Raw genomic sequence first — 25,783 nt, 5'->3', positions numbered from 1 at the left:
ACCAACCTTAGGCAGGCACTCAGAAAGACAGCATGAATCATTTAATTACAATTCTGAAACATATTGCGTTAATGCCTGCCCAAATGGCAAGAAACCAGATGAAATTAAGCACAATAAGAAAGGTTCAATAACAGCAGTATGGTATGAACAGACTTGCGCTGGATGCAAAATAGATAATTGTCCTGCTAAAGTGAAGAAAAGGGGTAAAGGTTACAGATATCATTACTATACTATAAGCTCAGTGAAGTGCCATTTAAGGCGTCAGTATGAAAACAGCCAGGAGTTCAGAGATATATACCGTTTCAGAAGTGGAATAGAGGCTACTAATTCACGATTTATTTCTATGACGGGTGCGAGACGATCGCGTTATCGTGGATTAAATAAAATGAGATTCAGTCAAAAATTGAAAGCTCTGGCAATCAATGTGTTCAGAGTAACGGGATACATGAGGAAATTGGGTGATTTTCGATATATTTTATCATTTTATGCTCAATATTTTCAAAAATATTGCTTTTTTAAGCCGGAAACAGTGATTTTTATGCATTTGGACCAAAATGAATTTTGCTTTAGGATAAATGATGTTTCGTAAACGCGATTATCCTGTGAGTTTTTACGGTAGCATCAAAATTAAGTGTGTAATGTAATTTTGAGCTGGGGGAAAACGAAGGGGTGAGGGAATGAGGGAATGAGGGAATGAGGGAATGAGGGAATGAGGGAATGAGGGAATGAGGGAGAGAGAGTAATATAAATTCAAAATTCAAAATTTAAAATTAAGTTTGGGTACGCATATTATAAATCAGACTCGTCAGATTATATATAACCTGGCGAGTTTTTTTGGATATGACAGCTTTGAACAGCTATCGCATTTTAATGTACGCAAGTTTTCAGTTTAATTTCATTCGCATTTTCATAGAGTCGTAAATTACCAGATTGATGGCTCAGATAATGTCAACGGGCAATCACTGAATAATGATGAGATCAGCACATTTATCAGCATAGGCTATAATTTCTAAATCACGTGAAATTATTTGACAGGAATGATAGAAATAGTCCGATTTGGATTGTACCTCGAATCATGGAAAATTGAAATTGTTTTTGAAGGATATGCGACATTATTTTAGAGTAGTTATTTTTCCAGGAAAATGAGGAGTTTGAAATTATAAATGTGGTTATTGTAATGAATCTAAATGGAATATCCGCGATATTTGTCGTATACACACCCCAAATCGGGGGGGGGTATACGCGACAAAATTGTCGGGGACGCAAATATTAGTAGCAATAAAAAAGGAGAAGATATGAAGAAGATTGTTTTATTTATTATTTTATTTTAGCAACGTGATCTTCCTGGAGTTGAGAGAAGTTTCAGTTTCCAGGATGAGGAGATATATCCCAGAGCTAAGGTTTGAATTCTGTAGATTAGAGCCATTCCAGATGCGGGTATGATTTCCGGCGGGTAGTATATCATCGATCAGCATTTGTACAAGCTGCCCTTTGATATTATAAACTGCCAGTTTAGTATGTGAAGCTTCTGGCAGAGAAAAATTGATCGTAGTGGAAGGATTAAAGGGGTTGGGAGAAATAGTCAGATTTAAAGTAGACGGTATATCAGCCGGATCATTATCATTGTTGATATATTCACAATAACCCATGTCAGGTGCAGTTCCAAAGTATTGCGATTCATCCAGATCGATCATTGTTACATCATCAAATTCAAACTGGGCAATTCCTGTATCTATACAGGGAGAACCTGCCTGAAGCTGAAAATCGTCATCCTGAGCAGAAACAAAAAGAGGATCCTGATTTATATTTCCTTCCGAGTAATATAATAATCCTACACTCCCATGGATAATTGCTGCACTTCCACCCTGAATATCAGAATAAACCAGGCAGAAAGTATCAGTAGGCAATCCACCAAAAAAGCGGATAACATCATCTGTATTATCCCAGAAAATACAATTTACTGCATACAGGCTGGAATTCAGAAATGAGTGGATTCCAGAAGATGAATGAGCATAATTGCAGGTAAAAGTGGAATTGGAAATTAGAACCAGAGAATTATTCCCACTGCAAATTCCCCCTCCCACACTGAGAACCATATTATCATAAAAAAGACAATTTGAGATGGTAAGATTTGATTCATCACAATAAATTCCACCCCCAAATTCTGACGCGAAATTTCCCTTGAAAGTAGCATTGTGCAGGATCACATCAGAATTAGTACTTATCAATCCACCACCATGATTGGCAGCAGCATTATTTTCAAATATCACATCCTGCAAATCTGCACTGGCATTTAAAATGGACATCCCTCCCCCGTTATAAGCACTGTTATTCTGCACTTTGATATCATGCAGCAAAGCCTCAGAGCCATCGCTGATCAAGATTGCACCTCCATCACTATCTTCCACAGAATTGCTCTGCAGAATGATGTGATGGATATAGGGATTTGAGTTATTGCAGTAAATTCCTGCTCCTCCAGCATTATTTCCATTTAAGACCTTCAAATTGGAAATAGTATTATTCACTGAATTGGATAACCTGATAACAGCAGAATTATTTTCTGCATCGAGGATAACACTTTCCTGAGAGCTGCCATTAAGCGATACATTATCAGGAAGTGAAATAGGGAAATATTCACCATTTGAAGAATTACTGTAGCTTCCTGGAAGCAGGTTAATAGTATGAGGATCAAGACTATCTGCCAGTATTATTGAGCAGGCATACTGGATAGTTTTTAATGGCTCTTCTTCAGAAAGCCCACTATGGGAATTATCTCCATCTGGTGATACATACAGATCAGCTGCAACCTGCTGCTGCAAACAGTTCAAGATATCAAAGCTGAAATTCTCCAAAGGTGCAACATGATAATCAGTTGGCTCCATAACAGTAAATGTATCGACAATTATTTCTACAAGCACTACTGAATAAATATCTGAGCCGGCATCACGCTGCCAGGAATTATTAAGATATATATTGCAGCGATCATCAGGATCAAATATAAGCTCCACATCAGGCAATAAATAAACACCACCTCCGGACTCCGGACAGGAATTATAGGCTATTTTGACATCAGAAATATTTGCTAATGCATAATTACTCATATAGATGCCACCACCTGAATGATGATTAACCTGATTACCTGTGATTTCTACATTCTCAAAATTATAAGTTGAAGTTCCATACAAATATAAACCTCCTCCCCAATCCTGAGCAGTATTATTTCTGATTTGAGTATTAGATATATTGATTTCGGACCCCACAGCACGAATTCCACCACCATTAATAGCAGCCTGATTATTCTCGATCACCAGACTATCAAAAAAAGTAGTCCACACAGAGCTGAGATTGATCCCCGCCCCAATATCAGCAGTATTATTACTGACAATGATATCATGAAGAATATAGCTGCCCATCTGGAGATATATACCTCCCCCATTACTGGCGATACAATGGTTGATTGCCAGAGCATACAATTCGGCTGTAGAATTCCTGCCCTCAATACCAGCCCCGGAGGAATCCATTCCATTTATTAATGTCATTGAAGATACTGATATATCATCGCTATCCATAAATTTCAGCACACCTGCCTGGCTCTGAGCGTCCAAAATAGTTTCATCTCTGCCGGTTCCCTCTAGCGAAACATAATGAGGTAATATTATTGGAAAGAATTCGCTATTTGTATCAGGACTATATACCCCTTCAGCCAGATGGATAGTATGCGGATTCAAGCTGTCTGCCAAAATTATAGAGCAGGCATATTGAATTGTCTGTAAAGCCTCATCAGGAGATTCTCCACTATTGGTATTATCACCAGCAGGTGATACATAAAGATCAGCATTCACCTGCTCCAGCATTCCATGCAGGATATCAAAAGTAAAATTCTCGATTGGAGACGCATGATAGCTGGTGGGATATAGAACTGTAAATGTATCAGCATAAACTGTGACAGACGTTTGCGAATAGAAATCACTGCCACCCAGGCGACTCTCCACATTATTCTGATAAATATTGCAGCGATTTTCATCACTGAATTCCATACTTGATCTATTGTAAATACCACCCCCTGACTGGATAGCCGTATTACCAGTAAACGTGATCCCCTCCAGATAAGATGTATTACAGAGAAGATGTAATCCTCCTCCTTCCCGGGCAGAATTACCTTCGAAGCTCCCATTGCTGATATTCAAATCTCCACCATGGATATGAGCTCCTCCACCGGTATATTGTGCAGAATTTCCCCGATATTCAACTTCATTCATCTCAAAATCGGTATTCACACTATATAATCCACCACCTTTATCTCCTGAATTGTTTTCGATCAGCAGATGATCCAAACTGCAAGTAGAATTCCAAAAATATAATCCTCCTCCAAAATCGTCTTCAATGGCCCCTTCAGCCAGATTATTCTTGACTATCAGAAATGATAATTCGGCATTAGAAAGACGACAGTGAATTCCACCCCCATTTTGATTACTACCATTCTGAATAGTAAAACCGCTTAAAACTGCAGGATCATCCTCCACGTTATCTATAACTGCTACACTGCCATCATTACTGCCATCTATTATAGTCTGTGATATATAACTTGTATCCTGTGTTGTATAATATAGCGAAGCAACTGTAATATTCTTGCTCAGGAAATCTATATTTTCGTAATATATTCCAGGAGAAACCAATAAAATATCACTATCTTCCATAATGTTTATTCCTTCTTGTATGGTAGAATAATCCGCAGGGACATAATAAGTATCTGCCACCAGACCGGTTATCAATAACAATGCCAGTAAAGTTATTTGTATCTTCATAAAGCCACCAAATATGTTTTTTTTATTTTATAAGAGTGATCTTCTGCATCTTCACAAACTCATCTGTTTGCAGTGATAGAAGATAAACGCCGGAGCTGAGATCATTATTTTGATTATCACAGCCATTCCAGATACTGGTATGATTTCCGGCAGGCAGAATATCGTCAACCAGCATTTGTACAAGCTGCCCCTTGATATTATAAATTGCCAGTTTAGTATGAGAAGCTTCTGGTAGATTAAAATTGATCGTAGTGGAAGGATTAAAGGGGTTGGGAGAAATAGTCAGATTTAAAGTAGAAGGTACATCAGCAGGTAGAGATTCATCTGCGATGTACTCACAGCAGCCCATATCAGGTGCAATACCGTAAAATTCCGATTCATCCAGATCGATCAACACCAGATCATTATATTCATAGAAATCAATCCCGGTGTCAATACAGGGAGAATCTTCCTGAAGCTGAAAATCGCTTTCCGGTATGGAAACAAATTGGGGATTCAGAGCAATATTTCCTTCTGTAATATTGAATATGCCGGTATTTCCATGAATAATTCCATCGGCACCATCCTGGATATCAGAATAGACCAGGCAAAAGGTGTCGGATAAAGTGGAACCAAAAAAATAAATCTCTTCATCGGTATTATCCCAGAAAATATCATTTACCAGGTAAATACTGGAAAAATACCCGGCATATATCCCTGAGCCAGAGCTGGCAGAATTCTGATAAAAGGTAGAACTATTAATCTGCATCAGAGAATTATCCTTACAATAAATGCCTCCTCCGGACTCGATTGCAATATTATCATGAATAAGGCAATTTGACATAATCAGGTTTGAATTTTCGCAATAAATGCCACCTCCGGTTTGCTGAGCATTATTTTCCGATATTAACACATCCTGGAGATTTACGTCCGAATTAATACAGTTCAAGCCGCTTCCTTTTCTGGAAGCAGAATTATTTTCGATCATCACGTTATGCAAGGTTGCACTGGCATCCATGATGGCAATACCGGCTCCATGGGGGGCATTATTATACTGTACTTTGACGCTGACAAGCAAAGGATCAGAGTCATCATATATAAAAATTGCTCCACCATAATTACTGGGTACAGTATTATTCTGCAGAGTGACATTATGAATATATGGACTGGAACGCCAGCAACATATCCCCCCGCCTACATCATCATATCCGTTGATGATTTTCAGGTTAGCAATAGTATTATTAATTGAGTGATAAAACCTGACAACTGTAGAATTGGACTCTGCATTAAGGATAACACTTCCTTGGTTAGCACCAGTAAGAGTCACATTATCCGGCAGCGAAATGGGGAAATATTCTCCGTTAGATGAATAGCTGTAAGTCCCTGGAAGCAGTGTGATTGTGCGGTGATTTAAGCTGTCTGCCTGAATTATTGAGCAGGCGCACTGGATCGTCTTTAAAGGTTCATCATCCGTCAATCCGCTATTGGCATTATCTCCCTCCGGTGAGACATACAGATCTGCTGCTGCCTGCGGCAGCTTGCTGTTCAGGATATCGAAGGTAAAATTATCAATAGGGACGGCGAGATAATCAGTAGGAGAAAGGACCGTAAAAGTATCCACGATTATCTCTACAGGCACATTAGAACAGATATCAGCACCGAGGCTGCGTTGCTCGAAATTATTTAGATAAATATTGCAGCGATTTATCGGATCAAATACTGGTTGTGAACATATTGAAAGATATAAACCTCCCCCAGCTTCCGAACAGGAATTATAGGCGATTGTCACATCAGACATATCCAGCACCGCAAAATAACCGGCATAAATACCTCCAGCAGTATATTCATTCACCTGATTACCAATGATATCTACATTAATAAGATATAGATTTGTATGGTCGTATAAATATACACCACCGCCATCATTCTCAGCAATGTTGTTAGTGATCAGGGAATTAGAAATATGTATTTCATTCGCCCTTCCACATATACCACCGCCTATTTGATCAGCATAATTATTCTCAATTATCAGGCTGTCCATTATAACAATATCGCTACAACTGATCATAATACCGCCACCATTGCGGGCGGAATTATATGATATTATAATATTATGAAGATCATAGTTTCCTTCCTTTAAAGTTATACCACCGCCCTCACCTTCAGAAATGCAGTTTGTGATTCTCAGGTCAGATAATTCTGCAGATGAATTCAAAAAGCTGATACCAGAAGAATGATGAGACATGCCATGGGTAAAAGTCATTGCCGAGACAGTAACATCATTGCTGTTATTTACTTTCAGCACACTTCCTACGTGATCTGCATCCAGTATAGTGAGTTCCCGTCCTGCACCCAGCAGCGAGACATACGGAGGTAAAACAACTGGGAAAAATTCGTTATTTATCTCTGGGCTATAGGTACCTGCCGCAAGATAGATAGTGAGTGGATTTTCACTGCTTGCCAGAATTATCGAGCAGGCATACTGTATTGTTTTAAGTGGCTCTGCAAAAGACTGTCCGCTATTGGCATTATCACCAGCAGGAGATACATAAAGATCAGTTTCTACCTGGTTCTGAATACCCTGTAAAACATCAAAGGTAAAATTTTCTATTGGATGAGCATGAAAGCTGGTTGGATAAAGAACGGTAAAAGTATCTACATAAACTGAGATTGGCTCAGTAGAGCAGATATCACTGCCACCATAACGATTCTCTACATTATTCAGATAAATATTGCAACGATTTTCTATACTGAATTCCAGCGATGATTCATTGCTGATACCACCTCCCTCCCTAATAGCTGTATTACCTGTGAATGTTACTCCTTCCAGATAAGTATTAGAATTAAAATTATACAAGCCTCCTCCCTCCACTGCACTATTACCGATAAAACATCCATTAGAAATTTCTATTGTACCATTATAGCCATACACACCTCCGCCACTTGAATCAGATATATTTCCGATAAAATTTACATTATTTAGTTCAGGATGACTATCTATGCAAAATAATCCTCCGCAGCGTTCACCAGAATTGTTTTCGATTAGCAGATCGCTCAGGGTTGGAGATGAATTTCCACAGTAAATACCTCCCCCCGTATCAATTGCCATAGTTCCAGTTGCTATATTATCTTTAATTATTAGATGGGACAATATAGCTTGGGAATGAGAACAGTAAATTCCCGCACCACCACCAGAACGCCCATTCTGGAGAGTGAAACCGCTCAGCACCGGGTGACCGCCACTGACGTCAGTGATAGCAACCACTCTGCCATTATTATTACCGTCAATGATAGTTTGCGAGATATAACTTGTATCCTGAGTTGTATAATATAGCGAAGCAACTGTGATTCTCTTGCTCTGGAAATCTATATTTTCGTAATATATTCCCGGAGAGACCAGCAGAATATCATTGTTTCCCATGTAATTAATTCCAATCTGTATCGTAGAAAAATCAGACGGCACATAGTATGTAACCGCAACCAGTCCCGATACCAGCAGCATTGCCAGTAAAAGCATTATCTTTATTTTCATAATTCCTCCAACTATATATCTTACGTAAAATATCTTATGGTCAACTTATATTTTCTACAAAACTAAAGAACATTATTGATAAAAACATGTCAAATGATTTAGTCAAGTACGTATCTTCCGGAAATTAATTGTTGAGCTTTTACGCAAGCACAAGGGGCAGACACTTGGGTCTGCCCAGAATTTGCTGTTTTAATATTCATAGAAAGAGGGCAGATACTTGGATCTGCCCCTACCAGTCGGTTTCTCAAACATTGAGATGCGAAGGAAAAACGGGGTGAGACTGGGAAATTTATTGACAGAAAATATATTATATATCATTTCATAGTCCTTAATGTCAGGAGGTTTTATGAACAAGTTAGCAGTGATGGGTTTTAATAATTACAGAAGAACAATATTTATTTTATTATTAATCTCAGCAATAAGCAGTTTATGGTCGATAGAAAATGATAAAGATGTGCCAGCCTGGGTGAACCGGGTATTATTTGATGCCGCAGGAAATGAGATCTGGGAATTTGTGGCTGATGCTTTGCCCCCAGCAGATTTCAGGATGCCGGCAGTCGATGTGGAGCAGGCAAGATTACGTCGGGAAGTAGTGATCATTGATGATGTGCCGACATTTGACTGGTGCTATGGCTGTGCAAATACCTCAGCTGCGATGATGATGGGCTATTATGACCGCAATGGATATTCTAATATGTATGCTGGTCCAGCCAATGGGGGAGTGTGTCCGAGCACGAATCTTTCCTGGGGCTGGGGAGAAAGTCCGCTTTCTGCCACGCACCAGGGATATGATGGTTTGAATGTACGGGGTCATGTAGATGATTATTATGTATCCTCTGGTTACGAGGGAGAAGATCCCTGGATGACAGGTGGCTGGGATCCTCATGAATGGGCAGATTGCACCGGTGATTATATGGGCACAAGTCAATATGGTGTGGGAGCTTCTGATGGGGCTACGTTATTTTATATTGCTCGAGATGGCAGCCGATTGCAGGGTATTCCTGAAGGAGAGGGATTTAGAGACAGGGATGGATGTGTTGGTATGGCAAATTTTGTATCATCACGTGGATATAATGCGGCAGATTATTATACATCACAAGCGGGGGGAGTGTCCTATTTTACTTTTATTGACTATATGGCAGAGATAGATGCTGGTCGCCCGGTGCTGATTTTTGTGGCAAATGATACTGTTGGACATGCCATGCTGGGAGTGGGATATGATTCTTCATCCAATGATATATATCTGCATGATACCTGGGACTGGAGTACGCATACCATGGATTGGGGTGGTGAATATTCCGGGATGGAACATTATGCAGTTTGCTGTCTGGAATTATCATCCAATATAGTGGAAGCAGATTTTGAAGCAGAAGAATTGCATGTGCTGCCGAATGAAGTAGTGGAATTTACTAATCAATCGAGTGGCTACCCAACTGGTTATGAGTGGGATTTTGATAATGACGGGACAATCGACTCAGAGGAGCGGAATCCGGAATGGGAATATGAAAATAGTGGCATATACAGTGTAAGTTTACGGGTATATAACTGGGATACAGAAGATGTGATGACGCGAGAGGATTATATAATAGTTAATACTCCTCCAGAACTTAATCTGCCGGGTTCATTTGGCTTTGAAAGCGGGGCATCACTCACTATTGATCTGGGAGATTATTCCTATGATGTGGATGGTGATGATTATACTATCAATATCACCGGGATGCAGGATATTATGCTGGAGCAGAACGGATTTGAACTGACAATTACAGCGCCAGATAATTATACCGGTTCGGAAGTATGGGAATTCACTATTGATGACGGACTTGATACCAGCACAGGAAATTGTACGATAATAGTATATCCAGCTGGAGGGGCAATAATCCATGTTCCTGATGATTACAGCACAATTCAGGCAGCGATCGATGCAGCAGGTCATGGTTATATGGTGATAGTCCCCCCGGGGACTTATACAGAGAATATTGATATGGGAGATCATGAAATACAATTAGGCAGCATGTATCTGGAAACCGGTGACAGATCATATATCAATCAGACAGTGCTATATGGAGATGGGGATGATGTAGTAACGATTTTTGAAGGAGATATTTTTCAGGAATTAGCAGGTTTTACTATCACTCACAGTGCAGGGGGGAGTGCGATCAGGTTAGGTGATAGACCTGTTTATATACATGATATGAAGGTCTATTACAATATGGCTGCGGAAGGTGCAGGGATTTATATTGAGGGTGGAACACCTTTGATCGAATATATAACTTTTTATGAGAATTATCTTACTGGAGATGGGGGGACTGTCTATTGCGTAGATGCAGAACCCGTTTTACGTAATTTAACCTTTTATAATAATTATGGAGATGAAGGTTCAGCTATCTTTGGCAGCGGGAATAGTAATATCAATGCCATGAATCTGATTATCTGGGGAAATGATGAAGATGCGGTTATTTTGGAAGATAATGCAAATATGAGTGTAATTTATTCAAACCTTGAGGAATTCCTGGAAGGGGAAGGAAATATCTCAAGTTATCCCCTGTTTGTTGATGCCGGGAATTATGATCTGCATTTGCAGGAGGATTCACCATGCATAGATAGTGGGAATCCAGATACAGATGGAGATGGAGAAAACTGGGAGACAGATCTTGATGATCAGGATGCTGACGGCAGTCGGAAAGATATGGGGTCTTTGCCATACGGTGTTAACCAGGGTGATAATGATGAGATCATTGCCGGGAATGCACTTTTCGTATATCCAAATCCCTTTTACGCAGGGATGACAAGAGGGGAGATAAGTTTCAGGTATGAGATTAATTTTATAAGTGACAATACAGAACTTAAGATATTCAATGTAAAAGGGCAAATGCTGGAATCCATCAAAATCCCGGTAAGAAATGGAGTGATCAATTGGGATTGTAAAGATACCAGGGGAGAATTTTACAGTAGCGGAATATATCTGGTAAAGATCGAAGGAAGTGGAAAACCATTATTCAGCAAGTTTCTAATGCTAAGATAAGTGAGAAAATTAGTAATATAAAATATGAGACAATTTAGGACTCGATGTGGGACACCAGCGGATGTTTTTTTTAGTTATAGTCGGGTAATGATGATATTCGAGTTAGATAATGATATATAGATAATAATAAGTTATGGTGTAATTAGCTTATAGTATGATTTTGGGAATGAAAATTGCTTAAATTAATATGTGAAAAGGTGTGGTAAATTGAATTTAAATAAAAATGGAGGCTAAATATGAAGAAATTGACAGTTGCATTATTGATTATGTCAACTATCCTGATTCTGGGAGCGGAAACTGTAAATTTGGGTGACAGCGAAAATGGAATTATTGTACTTGATGGGACAGCGGGAAATACGATCATTGAGTATAACTGTGGAAGTTTTGAAACCGGAGATATTACCATAGACGGTGAAATCTGGAATCAGATAATACTAAAAGATGAAAGCATATGGCAGCAGGCAGGAGCACCAGGATTACCTCAAGTAAACAGGAATGTGATCATTCCCGGCAGATCAGCAATGGAAGTGGAAATATTATCCAGCGAGTATATAGACCTGGATATGAATGTGGCACCATCCAAAGGGATACTATCTCGTGAGATTGATCCCGCAGATATAGATTACAGTTTTGGTGATATATATTTAGAGAATGAATATTTTCCGGGAGTAGTGGCAGATCTGGGTAATCCCTATATTTTCCGCGACTATCGGGGGATATCAGTAAAAATTAACCCATTTCAGTATAATGGAGCTACAGGCATTTTAAGAGTATATACACATCTGGAATTAAGAATAGCTTCAGACGGATTGAGCAGTGAAAATGTAAAAATCAGTGAGTCATCAGCGATCAATCATGAATTTGCTGAATTATATAAACGGCATTTTATCAATTATACCCGTGATCGCTATGATGTGATAGAAGAGCAAGCAGGTAGAATGGTGATCATCAGTGATGGTGATTTTATTGATGAAATGCAGCCTTTTGTGGATTGGAAAAATCAGAAGGGAATAGCTACAACTATCGTGGATGTAGCCACAATTGGTAATAATTCCACCAGTATTCAGAATTATATAACCTCAGAATATGAAGCAGATGATGGACTGGTATGGGTGTTACTGGCTGGTGATCATGCTCAGGTGGCAAGCAAGCTATACAGCGGAGCTGGTGGAGACCCTCAATATACATATCTGGAAGGTAATGATTATTATTCAGAGATATTTATCGGAAGATTTTCTGCCCAGACAGCAGCACAAGCTGCTACTCAGGTAGAAAGATCAGTATATTATGAGCGAGATATTGTTGAAGGCACATGGATGCAAAAAGGTGTTGGTATTGCCTCATCACAGGGAGCCAATCAGGGTCATTATGGTGAAGCTGATTATGTTCATATGGGATATATCCGAGACGATCTTTTGGATTATGGTTATCTGGAAGTAGATGAAATTTATGATACTAATGGGGGTAATGCCTCAATGGTTTCAAATGCCTTGAATGAGGGCAGGGGAATCATTAATTATTGTGGACATGGCAGCACTTCTTCCTGGTCAACAACAGGATTTAATATAACCTATGTAAATGCACTTACGAATGATTATATGCTGCCTTTTATCCAGTCTATAGCCTGCGTAAATGGTAATTTCACCAGCACAACCTGTTTTGCAGAAGCCTGGATGCGAGCAACTCATAACGGTGCTCCAACCGGGGCAACAGCAATTTTTGCATCATCGATCAATCAAAGCTGGGCACCACCAATGTATGCTCAGGATGAATCAATAGATCTGATGTGTGATGAAGATCTTAATACTCTGGGTGGATTGTGGTTCAATGGTGTATCTTATATGATAGACGAAAGCGGTGCTGTTTCCATGGCAAAGACGTGGCATATCTTTGGTGATCCTTCTTTGCAGGTGCGAACGATGCAGCCAGCTGCAATGGATATAACCTGTTCTCCTACAATTGTGATAGGGCAGGAGAGTTATGTAGTGGAAACAGGGATTGAGGGCGCACTTATTTGCCTGAGTTATCAGGGAGAGATATTAGCCCAGGGATACAGTGGGGCTGATGGCAATGCCTATTTAGCTTTGGGAGTGCTTCCAGAGGAACCTTGTGACCTTACTTTGACAGTGAGTGCGTATAATAAGATAACCGATATTCGGGATATCCAATTAATGACAGCCGGCGGAGCATATTTACAGATGGTAAATTATACATTAAGTTCAGGTGATGATGATGTATTAAACGCCGGGGAATATGCTGATCTGGGCATAACATTGATCAATATTGGCGATGAAGATGCCGATGATGTGGAATTCTTATTAACCTGCGAAAGTCCTGATATTTTCATCATAGATGGTAGTGAATATATAGTTACAATAGGACAGAATGAGATGATCGATCTGGAAGAAATATTCAGTTTCAGTATCAGTGAAGAGGCCTTAAATGGACAACCGCTAACCTTTGACATCACAGCGACTGCTGGTGATCAGGTGTGGACATATACAATTGGTGAAATAATAACGGCAGAAGCCGGATTGATCTCTGATATTGATGCCATAGATATGCTTATGGGTGCTGATGAGACTGGAATAAGTGAATTGACCTTAAAAAATAATAATTATGAAGGCTCATTAACATATACAATTTTCATTGATGAAACTACAGGTAACAGGAGTATTGAGGGTTCTACATTGATCTGCAGTGCAGGTGGCTTTGAACCCGGTGAGACTGTTGACTGGACATTTACCTGTGAAAATAACAGTGTTGACTGGGAATGGATTAAGGATATCGTGATCGATTTTCCTGACGGAATAACAGTTAATAGTGCCGGTGATTTTGCAGGTGGTAGTGATGAACTGGAATTTACGGGTGAACTTGGGAATGGAGCAAGCTGCAATTGGCATGGCGAGACAACCTCTGGCTGGGGATACCTGCAGAATGGTGAAACGGCAACTGCAACATTGAACCTGACAATTCTACCTGGTTTTATTGGAGATATTGAATTAAACTGGCAATTGACCGGAGATGATTATGGAGATGCTCCCCATCAGATAAATGGGCTGATAGATATATTAAGTAATGGAACAGATATAAACTGGCTTACAATAGCTGATTTATCAGGCAGTCTGGAAGCTGGGGAAGAGGTAGTGAAAGAACTGAATTTTGATACAACCGGACTTGATAGCGGGATATATACAGCAGAATTATTGATCAATAGCAGTGAAAATTCTCTGATCGTGCCCATTACATTATATGTGGAAATGGGAATAATTCAATATGGTGATATTGATGATAATGGACAGGTTGATTCTTTTGACAGTTCTCTGATCTTGCAATACATTGTGGGTCTTGATCCTCAAGCCGCACCATTACCATGGGATGAATGGCGAGTATTGCGAGCTGATGTGGATGGTAATGGCACTGTGGGAGCTTATGATGCAGGATTGGTATTGCAGTATGTGGTTGGATTGATTGATGAATTTCCTGCAGCTACGGGAAGAGAACATATTGCACCTTATGGTGAAGCAGATATTCGGGTAAATGGTGATAATGAACTGGAGTTCTATGTTCAAGGAGAGGTTTATTCTCTGGAAGTGATGACCCGTACCCATGATTTTGTTCTGGGTGAACCGCAGGTAGGTAATGATATATTGTTTGCCTTTAATCCAGCCAATGATATTTACCGTTATGCCATAGTAGGTTTTGAGCAGATCAATGGAGCTGAAAGCTGCTTGAATATTCCTGTAAGGGGTTATAAACCCCAGGGAGAATTGACATTTTACCTGAAAGTAAATGGTTATGAATATGAAAAATCTGTTTATCTGGGTGGTCATGAGAGTGTAGCTCCTGTGATCTCAACATTGGATGGAAATTATCCAAATCCCTTTAATCCAGAAACAACAATAGACTATTCATTATCAAATGATGACATGGTTGTAATGAGTATTTATAATATTAAAGGTCAGTTAGTAAAGAATCTGCTGTCAACCAGGCAGGAAGCAGGATATCATCAGGTAACCTGGGATGGTAGAGATGAAAAGGGCAATCTGAGTTCCAGTGGAGCATATATCTACATGATGCGGACATCTGATGGAGTTCAAACCAGAAAAATGATCTTACTAAAATAAAAAATAAAGAAATTAAGAGGGGCTGCAGAAAGTATGCCCCTCCATTAATTTGGAGGTTTTGTGAAGAAGTTTTGCATTGTAGTTTTAATATCAATAGCCTGTTTATTATCCGCAGCCTGGGTAGAAACTGGTTTAACGGCGGAAAATATCATGGAATGTGAAGATTCCAATAACAGTGAGACAAATATTGAATTTAATCTGGATGGGTATGATCTGGATTTAGAGAATCTCGATGGAGTGGACTGGCAGGTGTTAACTCATCCGGAAGCAGGGGAATTACTCGAGATCGGCAAGCCGGATATCCCAGTATTTTCTAAATTAATTGCTATTCCAGCAGATGCTGAATTAAGTATAGAGATAACAGAAACAAGAGAAGAAATTTTCTACGATATAATGATAAAACCTCAGGGTGAATTGATTCTCGAAAGTGAAGGCGGGGGAGAGAGTTTTACAATTGATCAGGATTTTTATGCCCTTGATCAGGAATTTCCCGGAGAACTTGTGGAATTAGGTGATAAGGCAGTTATGCGTGATTTCAACGTTGTAAGACTTACCATCCAGCCCTTTCAATATAATCCTGGAACCAGAGAATTGAGAGTAATCAGCTCAATGAAGATAAAGGTGATTACTGAAGGAAATGAGCCAATCAGAGGAGAAAGCAAACTTTCCAGAAGTTTTGAACCAATATATAAAGGAACAATATTAAACTACAGTCAAATAATGGAAAGACCGGAATATCAATCACCGTGTTACTTATTTATCTATCCAAATAATACTACAGTACACAATATTCTTGCATATCTGCTGGACTGGAAAACAGAAAAAGGATTTGAAGTTCATGCAGCCAGTACTTCTTTGACAGGAACCAATACAACATCAATAAAAAATTATATTCAGAGTGCCTATGATAATTGGGAGAATCCCCCGGAATTTGTATGTCTGGTGGGTGATCATGGAGGAAGCTACAGTATTCCTACCTGGTTTGAAACTTATTCAGGTTATGGAGGAGAAGGCGATCAGCCCTATTCACAATTGGATGGAGGAGATGTCTTAGCCGATGTGATGGTGGGTAGATTATCATATAACAACACTTCTGAATTGCAGACTCTTGTTTCCAAAATAATCAATTATGAATCCAATCCTTATACAGGAAATACAAACTGGTTTCGCAGGGCTTTACTAGTTGGTGATCCGTCATCTTCCGGGCAGTCAACTGTAGTTACTTGTAAGGCAGTTAAGGAAATGATCCAGGAAGAAAATAGTGCATTCATGTTTAATGAAGTATATAGTGGTGATTTTGATGGACAGATGAATTCCGCTATCAATACAGGTGTGAGTGTGATGTGCTATAGAGGTTATATGGGCATGTCCGGTTGGAATACAAGTGATATCAATTCACTCACAAATGGTTTTATGCTTCCCTTTGCGACAATACTCACCTGTGCATCAGGAGGTTTTGCCGGTAATAACTGCACTAGCGAGTATTTTGCCAAAGCAGGAACATCTACGAATCCCAAAGGAGCCATTGGAGCCATAGGCACTGCAACTACCGGGACACATACCTGTTTCAATAATAGTGTGACCCTGGGGATCCATTCAGGAATTTACCAGGAAGGAATATACAGCATGGGAGGTGCTTTGGTGCGAGGTAAGCTGAATTTATATTTGTGCTATCCCCAAAACCCCGGTAATGCAGTGTTAAGATTTTCACACTGGAATAATCTTATGGGTGATCCCGGACTTGATATTTACACTGATATGCCTCGAGAAATAAATGTAGATTTAGATGATGAGATAAATATTGGTCTGGAGTATCTGGAAATAGATGTAAGTCTGCTTTCTGGATTGGGAGTGGAAAATGCCTGGATTTCTCTGGTCCAGGATAATCAAAATGCAAGTGCTTACACTAATACTAATGGTAGCGCATTTATTCCCCTGGCAAATTTTAGTCAGGGAGAAGTGACACTGACTGTAACAGGTCATAATTATCATCCATATCAATCAACGATCGATATTGTAAATGATGCAAGCCTTGTAACAATGAGTGATCTAACAATTGATGATGATTCAATAGGAAATTCTCAAGGTAATGGTGATGGTGTCTGCAACGCAGGAGAGACAATAGAATTATGGATTGATATGCATAATTACGGAACAGAATCTGAAAGTAATGTTGCGATGAATCTGCGTTCGGCATCACCATTTATTTCCATATTAAGCAATAATATTTCTTATGGTACTATAGCAGCAGGGGAAACAGCAGTAGCTCTGGAGCCTTATATAATTTCATTAGGTTCAGAAACACCAGGAAATATTGATATCATGTTTACGATGGATATAAGTGCCAATGGCGGGAGCTGGGTAGATGCCATGGTGATCGAGGTAAGTGGACCAATGCTTGATTATGATCATTATAACATTATCGGGGGAAATGCTATTCTTGATCCTGGTGAAATGGCAGAGATGTATGTGACCTTAAATAATCTTGGAGACCTTGCGGCCTATGGAGTATCAGCAACCATCTCCTGTGAGGATGACAGGATATCCATTGTAGATGATTATGGCAGCTTTGGAACCATTTATCCAGGTGGCAGTGCAAATAATAATGGAAACAGATTCCAGGTTACAGCAGACAGTCAGATTTTACCCGGTGAACAGATACCAGTTAATATTTATATCACGACTGATAATTATTATACCAATACAAGCTTTCTATTAGAGATAGGAACTGTGACAATATCAGACCCATTGGGCTCAGATGCGTATGGATATTATATCTATGATGATGAAGATGAAGAATATAGCCTTGTTCCAATTTATAACTGGTTTGAAATCGATCCTTCATATGGGGGACCAGGGAATGACACAGGCATTTATTCTGATTTAGAATATGGGCAAAGTGTAGTGCTTGATCTGCCCTTTGTGATGCATTTTTATGGAGTGTCATATAATCAGATCACAGTATGTTCCAATGGTTGGGCTGCACCGGGAGTAACAGAGCAGGAAGGTTTTATGAATTGGCGTTTGCCCGGTCCTGGAGGACCCTCACCAATGATCGCCGCTTTCTGGGATGATTTGAGGTGTACTAGCGGGAATGTGTGTTATTATAATGATTCTGCCAATCATCGCTATATTATAGAATGGTCTAGATTGCAGAATGAGGTGGGTAATGCAGAAGAGACATTCCAGATAATAATTCGGAATCCAGTTTATTATCCAACTCCAACTGGTGATAGTGAAATCCTGATAATGTTTAATGAAGTTAATAATGTTAATAGTGGTTCTTATCGTGCGGATCATGGTCAATATTGTACAACTGGTATAGAAGATCAGACAGGCACAATCGGTCTGGAATACACTTATAATAACACATATCCAACTGCAGCAAAACCACTGGAAGACAATATGGCACTTTTAATAACAACCAATTCTCCAGCGATCTTAGAACCTCCTGTAGCAATTCTGAATGCTCAGGAATTTATGTTTGTGCTTGATCCTGGAGAGACCAGTTATCAAACTCTTCAGATCAGCAATGAAGGTGAAGCCAGCCTTGTCTTCAATTTAAGCAAAGATTATTTGAGCAGCAGAGATAGCGGTGGTCCAGATGGATATGGTTATATGTGGTTTGATAGTGATGAAGCAGGTGGGCCGGAATATGATTGGATAGATATCAGTGGTAATGGTACACAAGTAGAATTTACTCATAATGATCAAGGAACCGATTTAATTGATATTGGTTTCAGTTATAATTTTTATGGTGAGGATTATACACAGTTCAAGATCAATCCTAATGGCTGGATAGGTTTTGGAGATGATAACACAGCCTGGTCTAATTTAATACTTCCAAACACAGAAGGTCCGAGACCTTCTATATGTGGCTTCTGGGATGATCTATATCCCACCATCGGAGAAAATGGGGTTGGTGAGGTTTATTATTATTCAGATGGCAGTCAATTGGTCGTGATGTTTGACGGAGTACAGCATTATCCCGGTCAAAACAACGGCACATACGATTTTGAAATGATAATAAATGATGAAGGTGGAATTAAATTGCAGTATCACCAATTGGAAGGAGATATTGAAACAACAACAATAGGTATTCAAAACGCATCTGGAAATGATGGATTATGTATGGTTTATAATAATAACTATATCCACGAAGATATGGCTATAGAATTTTACAAGATTGTTGACTGGCTGGATATCTCTCAATCCAGTGGGATCATTGCCAGTGGAGAAACTTTATCAATTACATTAACAGCTGATTCGGGAGATCTCGAACCCGATAATTATTCCTGCTATTTGCATTTAAGTACAAATGATCCTGAAGTGAGTATGCTTGATATTCCAGTGACTATGAATATTGGTGGTCAAAATATCACCTATGGTGATGTTGATGGCAATGGTTTTGTGGAATCTTATGATGCATCCATTACAATCCAGTATTTTGTGGGTATGGATCCAATTCCTGAAATTGACCCATTGCCGTGGGAAGTTATAAGGATAATTTCTGCTGATGTAGACGGCAATGGCTATGTGGAATCTTATGATGCTTCGCTGATCCTGCAATACTTTGTGGGCTTAATAGATGTATTTCCTGTTGAGCAGAATATGAGAAGTAAAACAGGTGAATTAAAGCCTGTGATTGATAAGAAAAAAGAAGCGATTAACCCTGAGATAAAAAAGCCTCAAAATCTTCTTTACAAAAAATGATGAAAGTAGAAAATTTACTTTCGGAGTTAATTGCTTTGGTCAACTTGAATTCTGGAGGAAGTATGAATCAAGAAAGAAGCATGTATAAAAAATACGAGAAATCCTTATAGGAGGGAATTTATTATGAAGAAAGTGATTATTATTACCCTGTTTTTGAGCATCAGTATTTTTGCTTTTGCCCAGTTTAATGATCTGTTATTTACTGAGTACATTGAAGGTTCGAGCAATAATAAGGCTCTGGAAATTTACAATGGCACAGGAATGGAAGTTGATTTAAGTGATTATGTGGTTTTACAGGCATCTAATGGTGGAAATTATGATGAATACATTGACTGGATGTCTGGCATGCTGGCAAATGATGATGTGTTTATATATGCTAATTCATCTGCTGTTCAGGAAATACTTGATGAAGCTGATAGCCTGGGAACAGGAATTTGCTGGTTCAATGGTGATGATTATCGCGGATTAGGTAAGATTGATCCAAACGGTCAGTATCCTATTGAAGGTCCCTTAGGTGATACCTTGATGATAAGTATAATAGATCAGATAGGAATGTATCCAGATGATCCAGGGTCATCATGGGCAGTAGCTGGTGTTGCAGATGCTACAGTTAATCATACTATGGTGAGAAAATTTGACGTAATTGAAGGAATTCATGGTAATGATGAATGGCCTCTTGCAGCGGGTACAAATGCAGATGACAGTCAGTGGATAATATATGATATAGATACTTTTGAATATCTGGGATTTCATGGAGAAATAGCAGAAGACCCAGCTATCGAAGTTACTGTACCAAATGGTGGTGAAATGTGGTATGTAGGCCAAACCTATAATATTACCTGGAATAATTCATTTTTTGCAGATAACGTAAATGTATATTTGGAAGTTCCAGTGCGTTTTGATATTGCGAATGATATTGCCAATACTGGTACTTTTGAATGGCTTATTTCTGATACAGTTCCATTGAGCAGTGAATTATTAGTGGTTGTGGAAGACGCTGTAGATGGAGATCCAATGGATATGAGTGATGGATTCTTCACGATAGCAATAATGAATGAAATTCCGGAAATAGTAATAAATGAGATCATGTATAATCCTTCAGGAGATCTGGGAGACGATGCATATTTTGAATTTCTGGAATTATACAATCCCGGTACTGAAGCAGCTGACATGAGTGGTTGCTATTTCCCAGAAGGTATTGATTATACTTTTGATGCTGGTGCCATGATTGATGCTGGAGCTTATGCAGTTTTAGCTGTCAATCCCGACAGTTTGTTTGCTGCATTTGGAATAGTTGCTTATGGTGATTTTGCCGGTGCACTTGGTAATAGTGGAGAAGATATTCAGTTAGTTACCCCAGACAGCACTGAAATTGATTATGTTTATTATTGGGATAATGAAGAAGGCTGGCCAACTGCACCTGATGGTTCAGGACCTTCTCTGGAACTTATTTCACCAGAACTTGATAATTCATTAGCCGAGAACTGGCAGGCAAGTTATGCTACATTTGGAACTCCAGGTGCAGCAAATTCTGTACCAGTCTCATCAATTGGCTGGGGAAATCTGCAGTGGCCCCTTAGCACTCAAATAGTTGAGGGTGAAACTACAGAAAATATTTATGGCCAGGTATGGATGGACGGAGTAACAGGTGACGCTGGACAGGGAATGGGAATAACAGCTCAGGTTGGTTATGGTGCCGATGAAAGCACTCCTGGTGATGACTGGACTTGGTTTGATACTGTTTATAATGGCGATAGCGGAGCAAATGATGAATACATGGGTAATCTTTTAGGAATGCTCGAAGGTCTTTATGACTACACCTACCGTTATATTTATGAAGGCGATGATATCTGGTATTATGCTGCTGAAATTGGAAATCTGACAGTAGTTGCTACTCCTCCAGTGGAAGTTAATATTACTTTTGCAGTTGATATGCAATATCAGGAAGTTGCCCCTGAAGGTGTTCATATAGCCGGAGGTTTCCAGGGTTGGGATCCTGCAGCAACTGAGTTGCTTGATGCTGATTTAGATATGATATATACAATAACCTTACCGCTTATGTCTGGTGATTATCATGAATTTAAATATGTAAATGGAAATGCCTGGGGTGGAGACGAAGCTAATAATCGTAATATCACAGTTCCAGATGCAGATTCTGTTTTAACTACAGTCTTGTTTAATGACTGGTTCCCAGTAATAGATGGAGTATTCTTCAGTGAATATATTGAAGGCTCATCAAACAATAAAGCTCTGGAAATTTATAATGGTTCTGATGCTGCTGTAGACCTTGATAATTTCAGAATTGCTCAGGCAGTTAATGGCGGTGGCTGGGCATACTGGCACATATTCCCCGCTGGGAGTATATTAGAAGCCGGAGATGTCTGGGTAATTTTAAATGATGCTACAGATCCTGCTTTATATCTTCCAGAAAATGCTGATGAAGTTTTAGGTTATCCAAGTGTGGTACATCACAATGGTGATGATGCCAGAGGTCTGGAATATTCTCTTGATGGCGTAAACTGGGCATTGATCGATCTGATTGGAGATCCTGATAATGATCCTGGTAATGGCTGGGATGTTGCTGGAGTCGCTGTAGGTACTCAGAACCACACTTTAGTTCGTAAAGGTTTTGTTACTGTTGGTAACACTGACTGGCTGGCAGCTGCCGGTACTACTGCTGAAGACGGTGAATGGATAGTATATGACCAGGATACATTTGAATATCTGGGTTATCATGGTGAAGCTCCTGAAATGGAAGTGATATTTAATGTAAATATGAGTTATCAGATCATGCTTGGTAATTTTGTAGTTGGAGAGAACTTTGTAGATATTGGTGGAAACTTCAATGAATGGGGTGCAGTACCAATAGTAGGTGAAGATCTTGATGAAGATGGAATTTATACAATGACTACCATGCTTCCTTTAGGTTATGGATGTGAATTTAAATTCCGTATCGATGGAAACTGGGATCTGGCAGAATTTCCTGGTGGAGATAATAGAACTTATACAGTTATTGATGGTGTAAATATCTTAGACTTATGGTTCAGTGATGAAGAAATTCCAGAATTTACAACACAGGATGTTACTGTAACATTCAGCTTGAATATGGAATATGTAGATCCAGTCCTGTATGCTGGCGGCATATCTATTCAGGGTAGTGTAGTTCCTCTGGGCTGGGATCCGGGAGTAAACCTTCTGACCCCAATGCGTGAATCATATACAATTGATATTTTATTCCCAGCAGGTTCAATTTATAATGTAGAATACAAATTTGCCATGTCAGCTGATGGAGTTGAATGGGTATGGGAAAATATCGATAATAGAATGTTTACGATAGATGATGCCAATGCTACTATGGTATTGCCAGAAGTATACTTGAATGACATGATAGTAGTATCAATTCCTGAGATTCAAACTCCAATTGACAGTACTGATGTTTCTCCTTATGCAGATCAGATTGTTTCCACTCAAGGTATTGTAACTGCAATTGCTTCAAATAAATACTGGATAAGTACACCTGAAGGTGGAGCCTGGAATGGAATGTATATTTATGATCCAGATCATACTCCAGTATTAGGTGATGACGTGATGATATCAGGTACAATATTCGAATATTACAATCTTACTGAGATGCAAGATATCACAGGTTATGAAGTATTAAGCTCTGGTAATGAATTACCAATGCCTGCTGTTGTAACCACATTGCAGTTCTCTACTGAAGAAGCCTGGGAAAGTGTTCTGGTAATGGTAGAAAATGTAGTTGTTACTCAAGAATCTAATAATTATGGTGAATGGTATATGAATGATGGTACTGGCGAATGTCAGGCTGATGATGCAATCTATCATGTTGAACCGCTGCTTGATGATGAATTTGTTTCAATCACTGGTATTGGTGGGTTTGGTTATGGCGTTTATGAATTTCTTCCTCGTTTTGAAGAAGATTTTGTAACTGGACCAGAATGGATCTATGGTGATGTAACTGGTGACTGGAGTGTAGATGCATTTGATGCAGCTAATATGCTTCAGTATGCAGTACAGCTTGATCCGATTGGAGCACCATTACCATGGACATGGCAGATTATTGCCGGTGATGTTGATGGAAATGGATTTGTAGAAGCTTATGATGCTGCTTTGGTTCTGCAATACAGTGTTGATCTTATCGATGTATTCCCCGTAGAATTACTTAGAAGTATTAATACACCTAAGGCTGATATTACTGTGAATGTGGAAGATAATGAATTAGTTTTCTCTGCAAAGGGTGAATTTTATAGCCTGCAGATCAATATTGATCCATTATCTCTGAACGTAGGTACACCAAAAATAGCTTCTGATGTAATGAATGCTGTTAATCAGGACGAATTTGCAGCAGCAGTAGCCAGCTCAGAAGTTCTGAGTGGTGAAATCATCCGCTTACCATATTCTAATGTAGAAAATCAGGGATCTGTTACAGTATATTATACTGTTAATGGCGTTAATGGTGAATATCAAATAGATGTTCAGGATCTGGAATCAGATATTCCATTAGCAAACGCCTTAATAGGTAACTATCCTAATCCTTTCAATCCTGACACAAATATTCAGTTATCAGTTGCTGATAATGATACTCCAGTATCAGTAAATATTTATAATGTAAAAGGTCAATTAGTAAAATCCCTGTTCCAGGGCAATTTAGATCAGGGATATCATAATCTGCTTTGGAATGGAACAGATAATAATAACCAGACAACTGGAAGTGGTGTATATTTCTACCGTGCACAAATCGGTGGATATAGCAGCATGAATAAAATGTTGATGCTGAAATAAAGCAAAATATCGGGCAGGGGCGATATTTCGTCCCTGCCATTAATTTAATGTTAAGAAGAATAAATAAAGATAAATATGTAAGAAGGAGTTTTAATTTATGAAAAAGGTATTTATGGTCATCTTACTGGCTATGATCTCAACTCTTCTTTTTGGGCAATTTGAAAACTCGATCATAACTTGTTCGAGTGCAGTAGAGAATCCTGGTGATGAATTTAATATCACTGTAGGCACTACTGAATTGCTTGAAAGTTGGAATATCACAGCCTTTCAGTTTGAACTGGATTTCAATCCAGCAATAGTAACATACACAGGATTTACTGCGGGTGATGTTATTGCTGGCTCAGGAAGCCTCTTGGCAAATGAGAGTCTTCCAGGTCACGTTATTGTAGCTTTTGCCCATTATGAGGCAATAAGCGGAGTAGGAAATCTTGTAACTATAAATTTTGAAGCAGCTGATGTGGGTACTACACCTTTGGATGTCAATGACTTTAAGTATAATGCCACTTATCTGGCTGCTGGCAATCTAATTGATGGTACTGTAGAAGTAATTGAATACAATCCTTATCAGGATGTGACTATCACAACTGGTTCTGGTAATGTTACTGTGGGTAACGAAGTAGTAATCCCTGTCAGCACAACTATGATGACAAGTGATATGGGAGCTATTTCCTTCCAGTTCGATATTGATTTTGATCCCGCATTATTATCATTTACTTCATTTTCATTAGGTGATGTACCATCTCCAGGAAACTTCATTGCTAATGAAGCATCTCCTGGCGTGGTATCAGTTGCCTATGCAAAT

General features: G+C 39.1%; 8 protein-coding genes. 6 read left to right on the top strand and 2 right to left on the bottom strand.

The annotated features are described in order from the left end of the window. Window positions 1-589: transposase (locus tag RAO94_04285; protein ID MDP8321553.1), on the top strand; the 589-nt coding region annotated here is incomplete at its 5' end. Window positions 590-1,322: 733 nt separating this feature from the next. On the opposite strand, the gene RAO94_04280 is transcribed toward RAO94_04285, so the two are convergent. Both RAO94_04280 and RAO94_04275 read right to left on the bottom strand, forming a co-directional pair. After that, window positions 1,323-4,805 carry a DUF1565 domain-containing protein gene (locus RAO94_04280; GenBank protein ID MDP8321552.1) on the bottom strand — a complete coding sequence of 1,161 codons (3,483 nt, stop codon included), beginning with the start codon at window positions 4,803-4,805 and terminating at the stop codon, window positions 1,323-1,325. A gap of 22 nt (window positions 4,806-4,827) precedes the next feature. Continuing rightward, the gene (locus tag RAO94_04275) at window positions 4,828-8,316 is read right to left on the bottom strand and encodes a FlgD immunoglobulin-like domain containing protein (GenBank protein MDP8321551.1); all 3,489 of its coding nucleotides are present in this window, start codon (window positions 8,314-8,316) and stop codon (window positions 4,828-4,830) included. Between the two features lie 346 nt (window positions 8,317-8,662). On the opposite strand from RAO94_04275, the gene RAO94_04270 reads away from it, so the two are divergent. The 5 genes from RAO94_04270 to RAO94_04250 form a co-directional block, all read left to right on the top strand. After that, a complete protein-coding gene (locus tag RAO94_04270) occupies window positions 8,663-11,338 on the top strand; it encodes a PKD domain-containing protein (protein ID MDP8321550.1) in 2,676 nt (891 codons plus the stop codon). 236 nt (window positions 11,339-11,574) lie between these two features. Next, entirely contained in the window at window positions 11,575-15,465 is a 3,891-nt protein-coding gene (locus tag RAO94_04265; GenBank protein MDP8321549.1) for a C25 family cysteine peptidase, read from the top strand. Between the two features lie 60 nt (window positions 15,466-15,525). Continuing rightward, on the top strand, window positions 15,526-20,178 hold the full coding sequence (locus RAO94_04260) for a C25 family cysteine peptidase (GenBank protein MDP8321548.1): 4,653 nt from the start codon (window positions 15,526-15,528) through the stop codon (window positions 20,176-20,178). A 123-nt stretch (window positions 20,179-20,301) separates the two neighbouring features. Then, window positions 20,302-24,981 carry a lamin tail domain-containing protein gene (locus RAO94_04255; protein ID MDP8321547.1) on the top strand — a complete coding sequence of 1,560 codons (4,680 nt, stop codon included), beginning with the start codon at window positions 20,302-20,304 and terminating at the stop codon, window positions 24,979-24,981. 97 nt (window positions 24,982-25,078) lie between these two features. Then, a partial coding sequence (locus RAO94_04250) for a cohesin domain-containing protein (GenBank protein ID MDP8321546.1) occupies window positions 25,079-25,783 on the top strand: 705 nt, incomplete at its 3' end.

It is taken from the genome of Candidatus Stygibacter australis, from assembly GCA_030765845.1.
GTDB lineage: Bacteria > Cloacimonadota > Cloacimonadia > Cloacimonadales > TCS61 > Stygibacter > Stygibacter australis.
The sequence above is the reverse complement of the archived record's forward strand: the minus strand, read 5'-3'. Positions and strand labels throughout refer to the sequence as shown.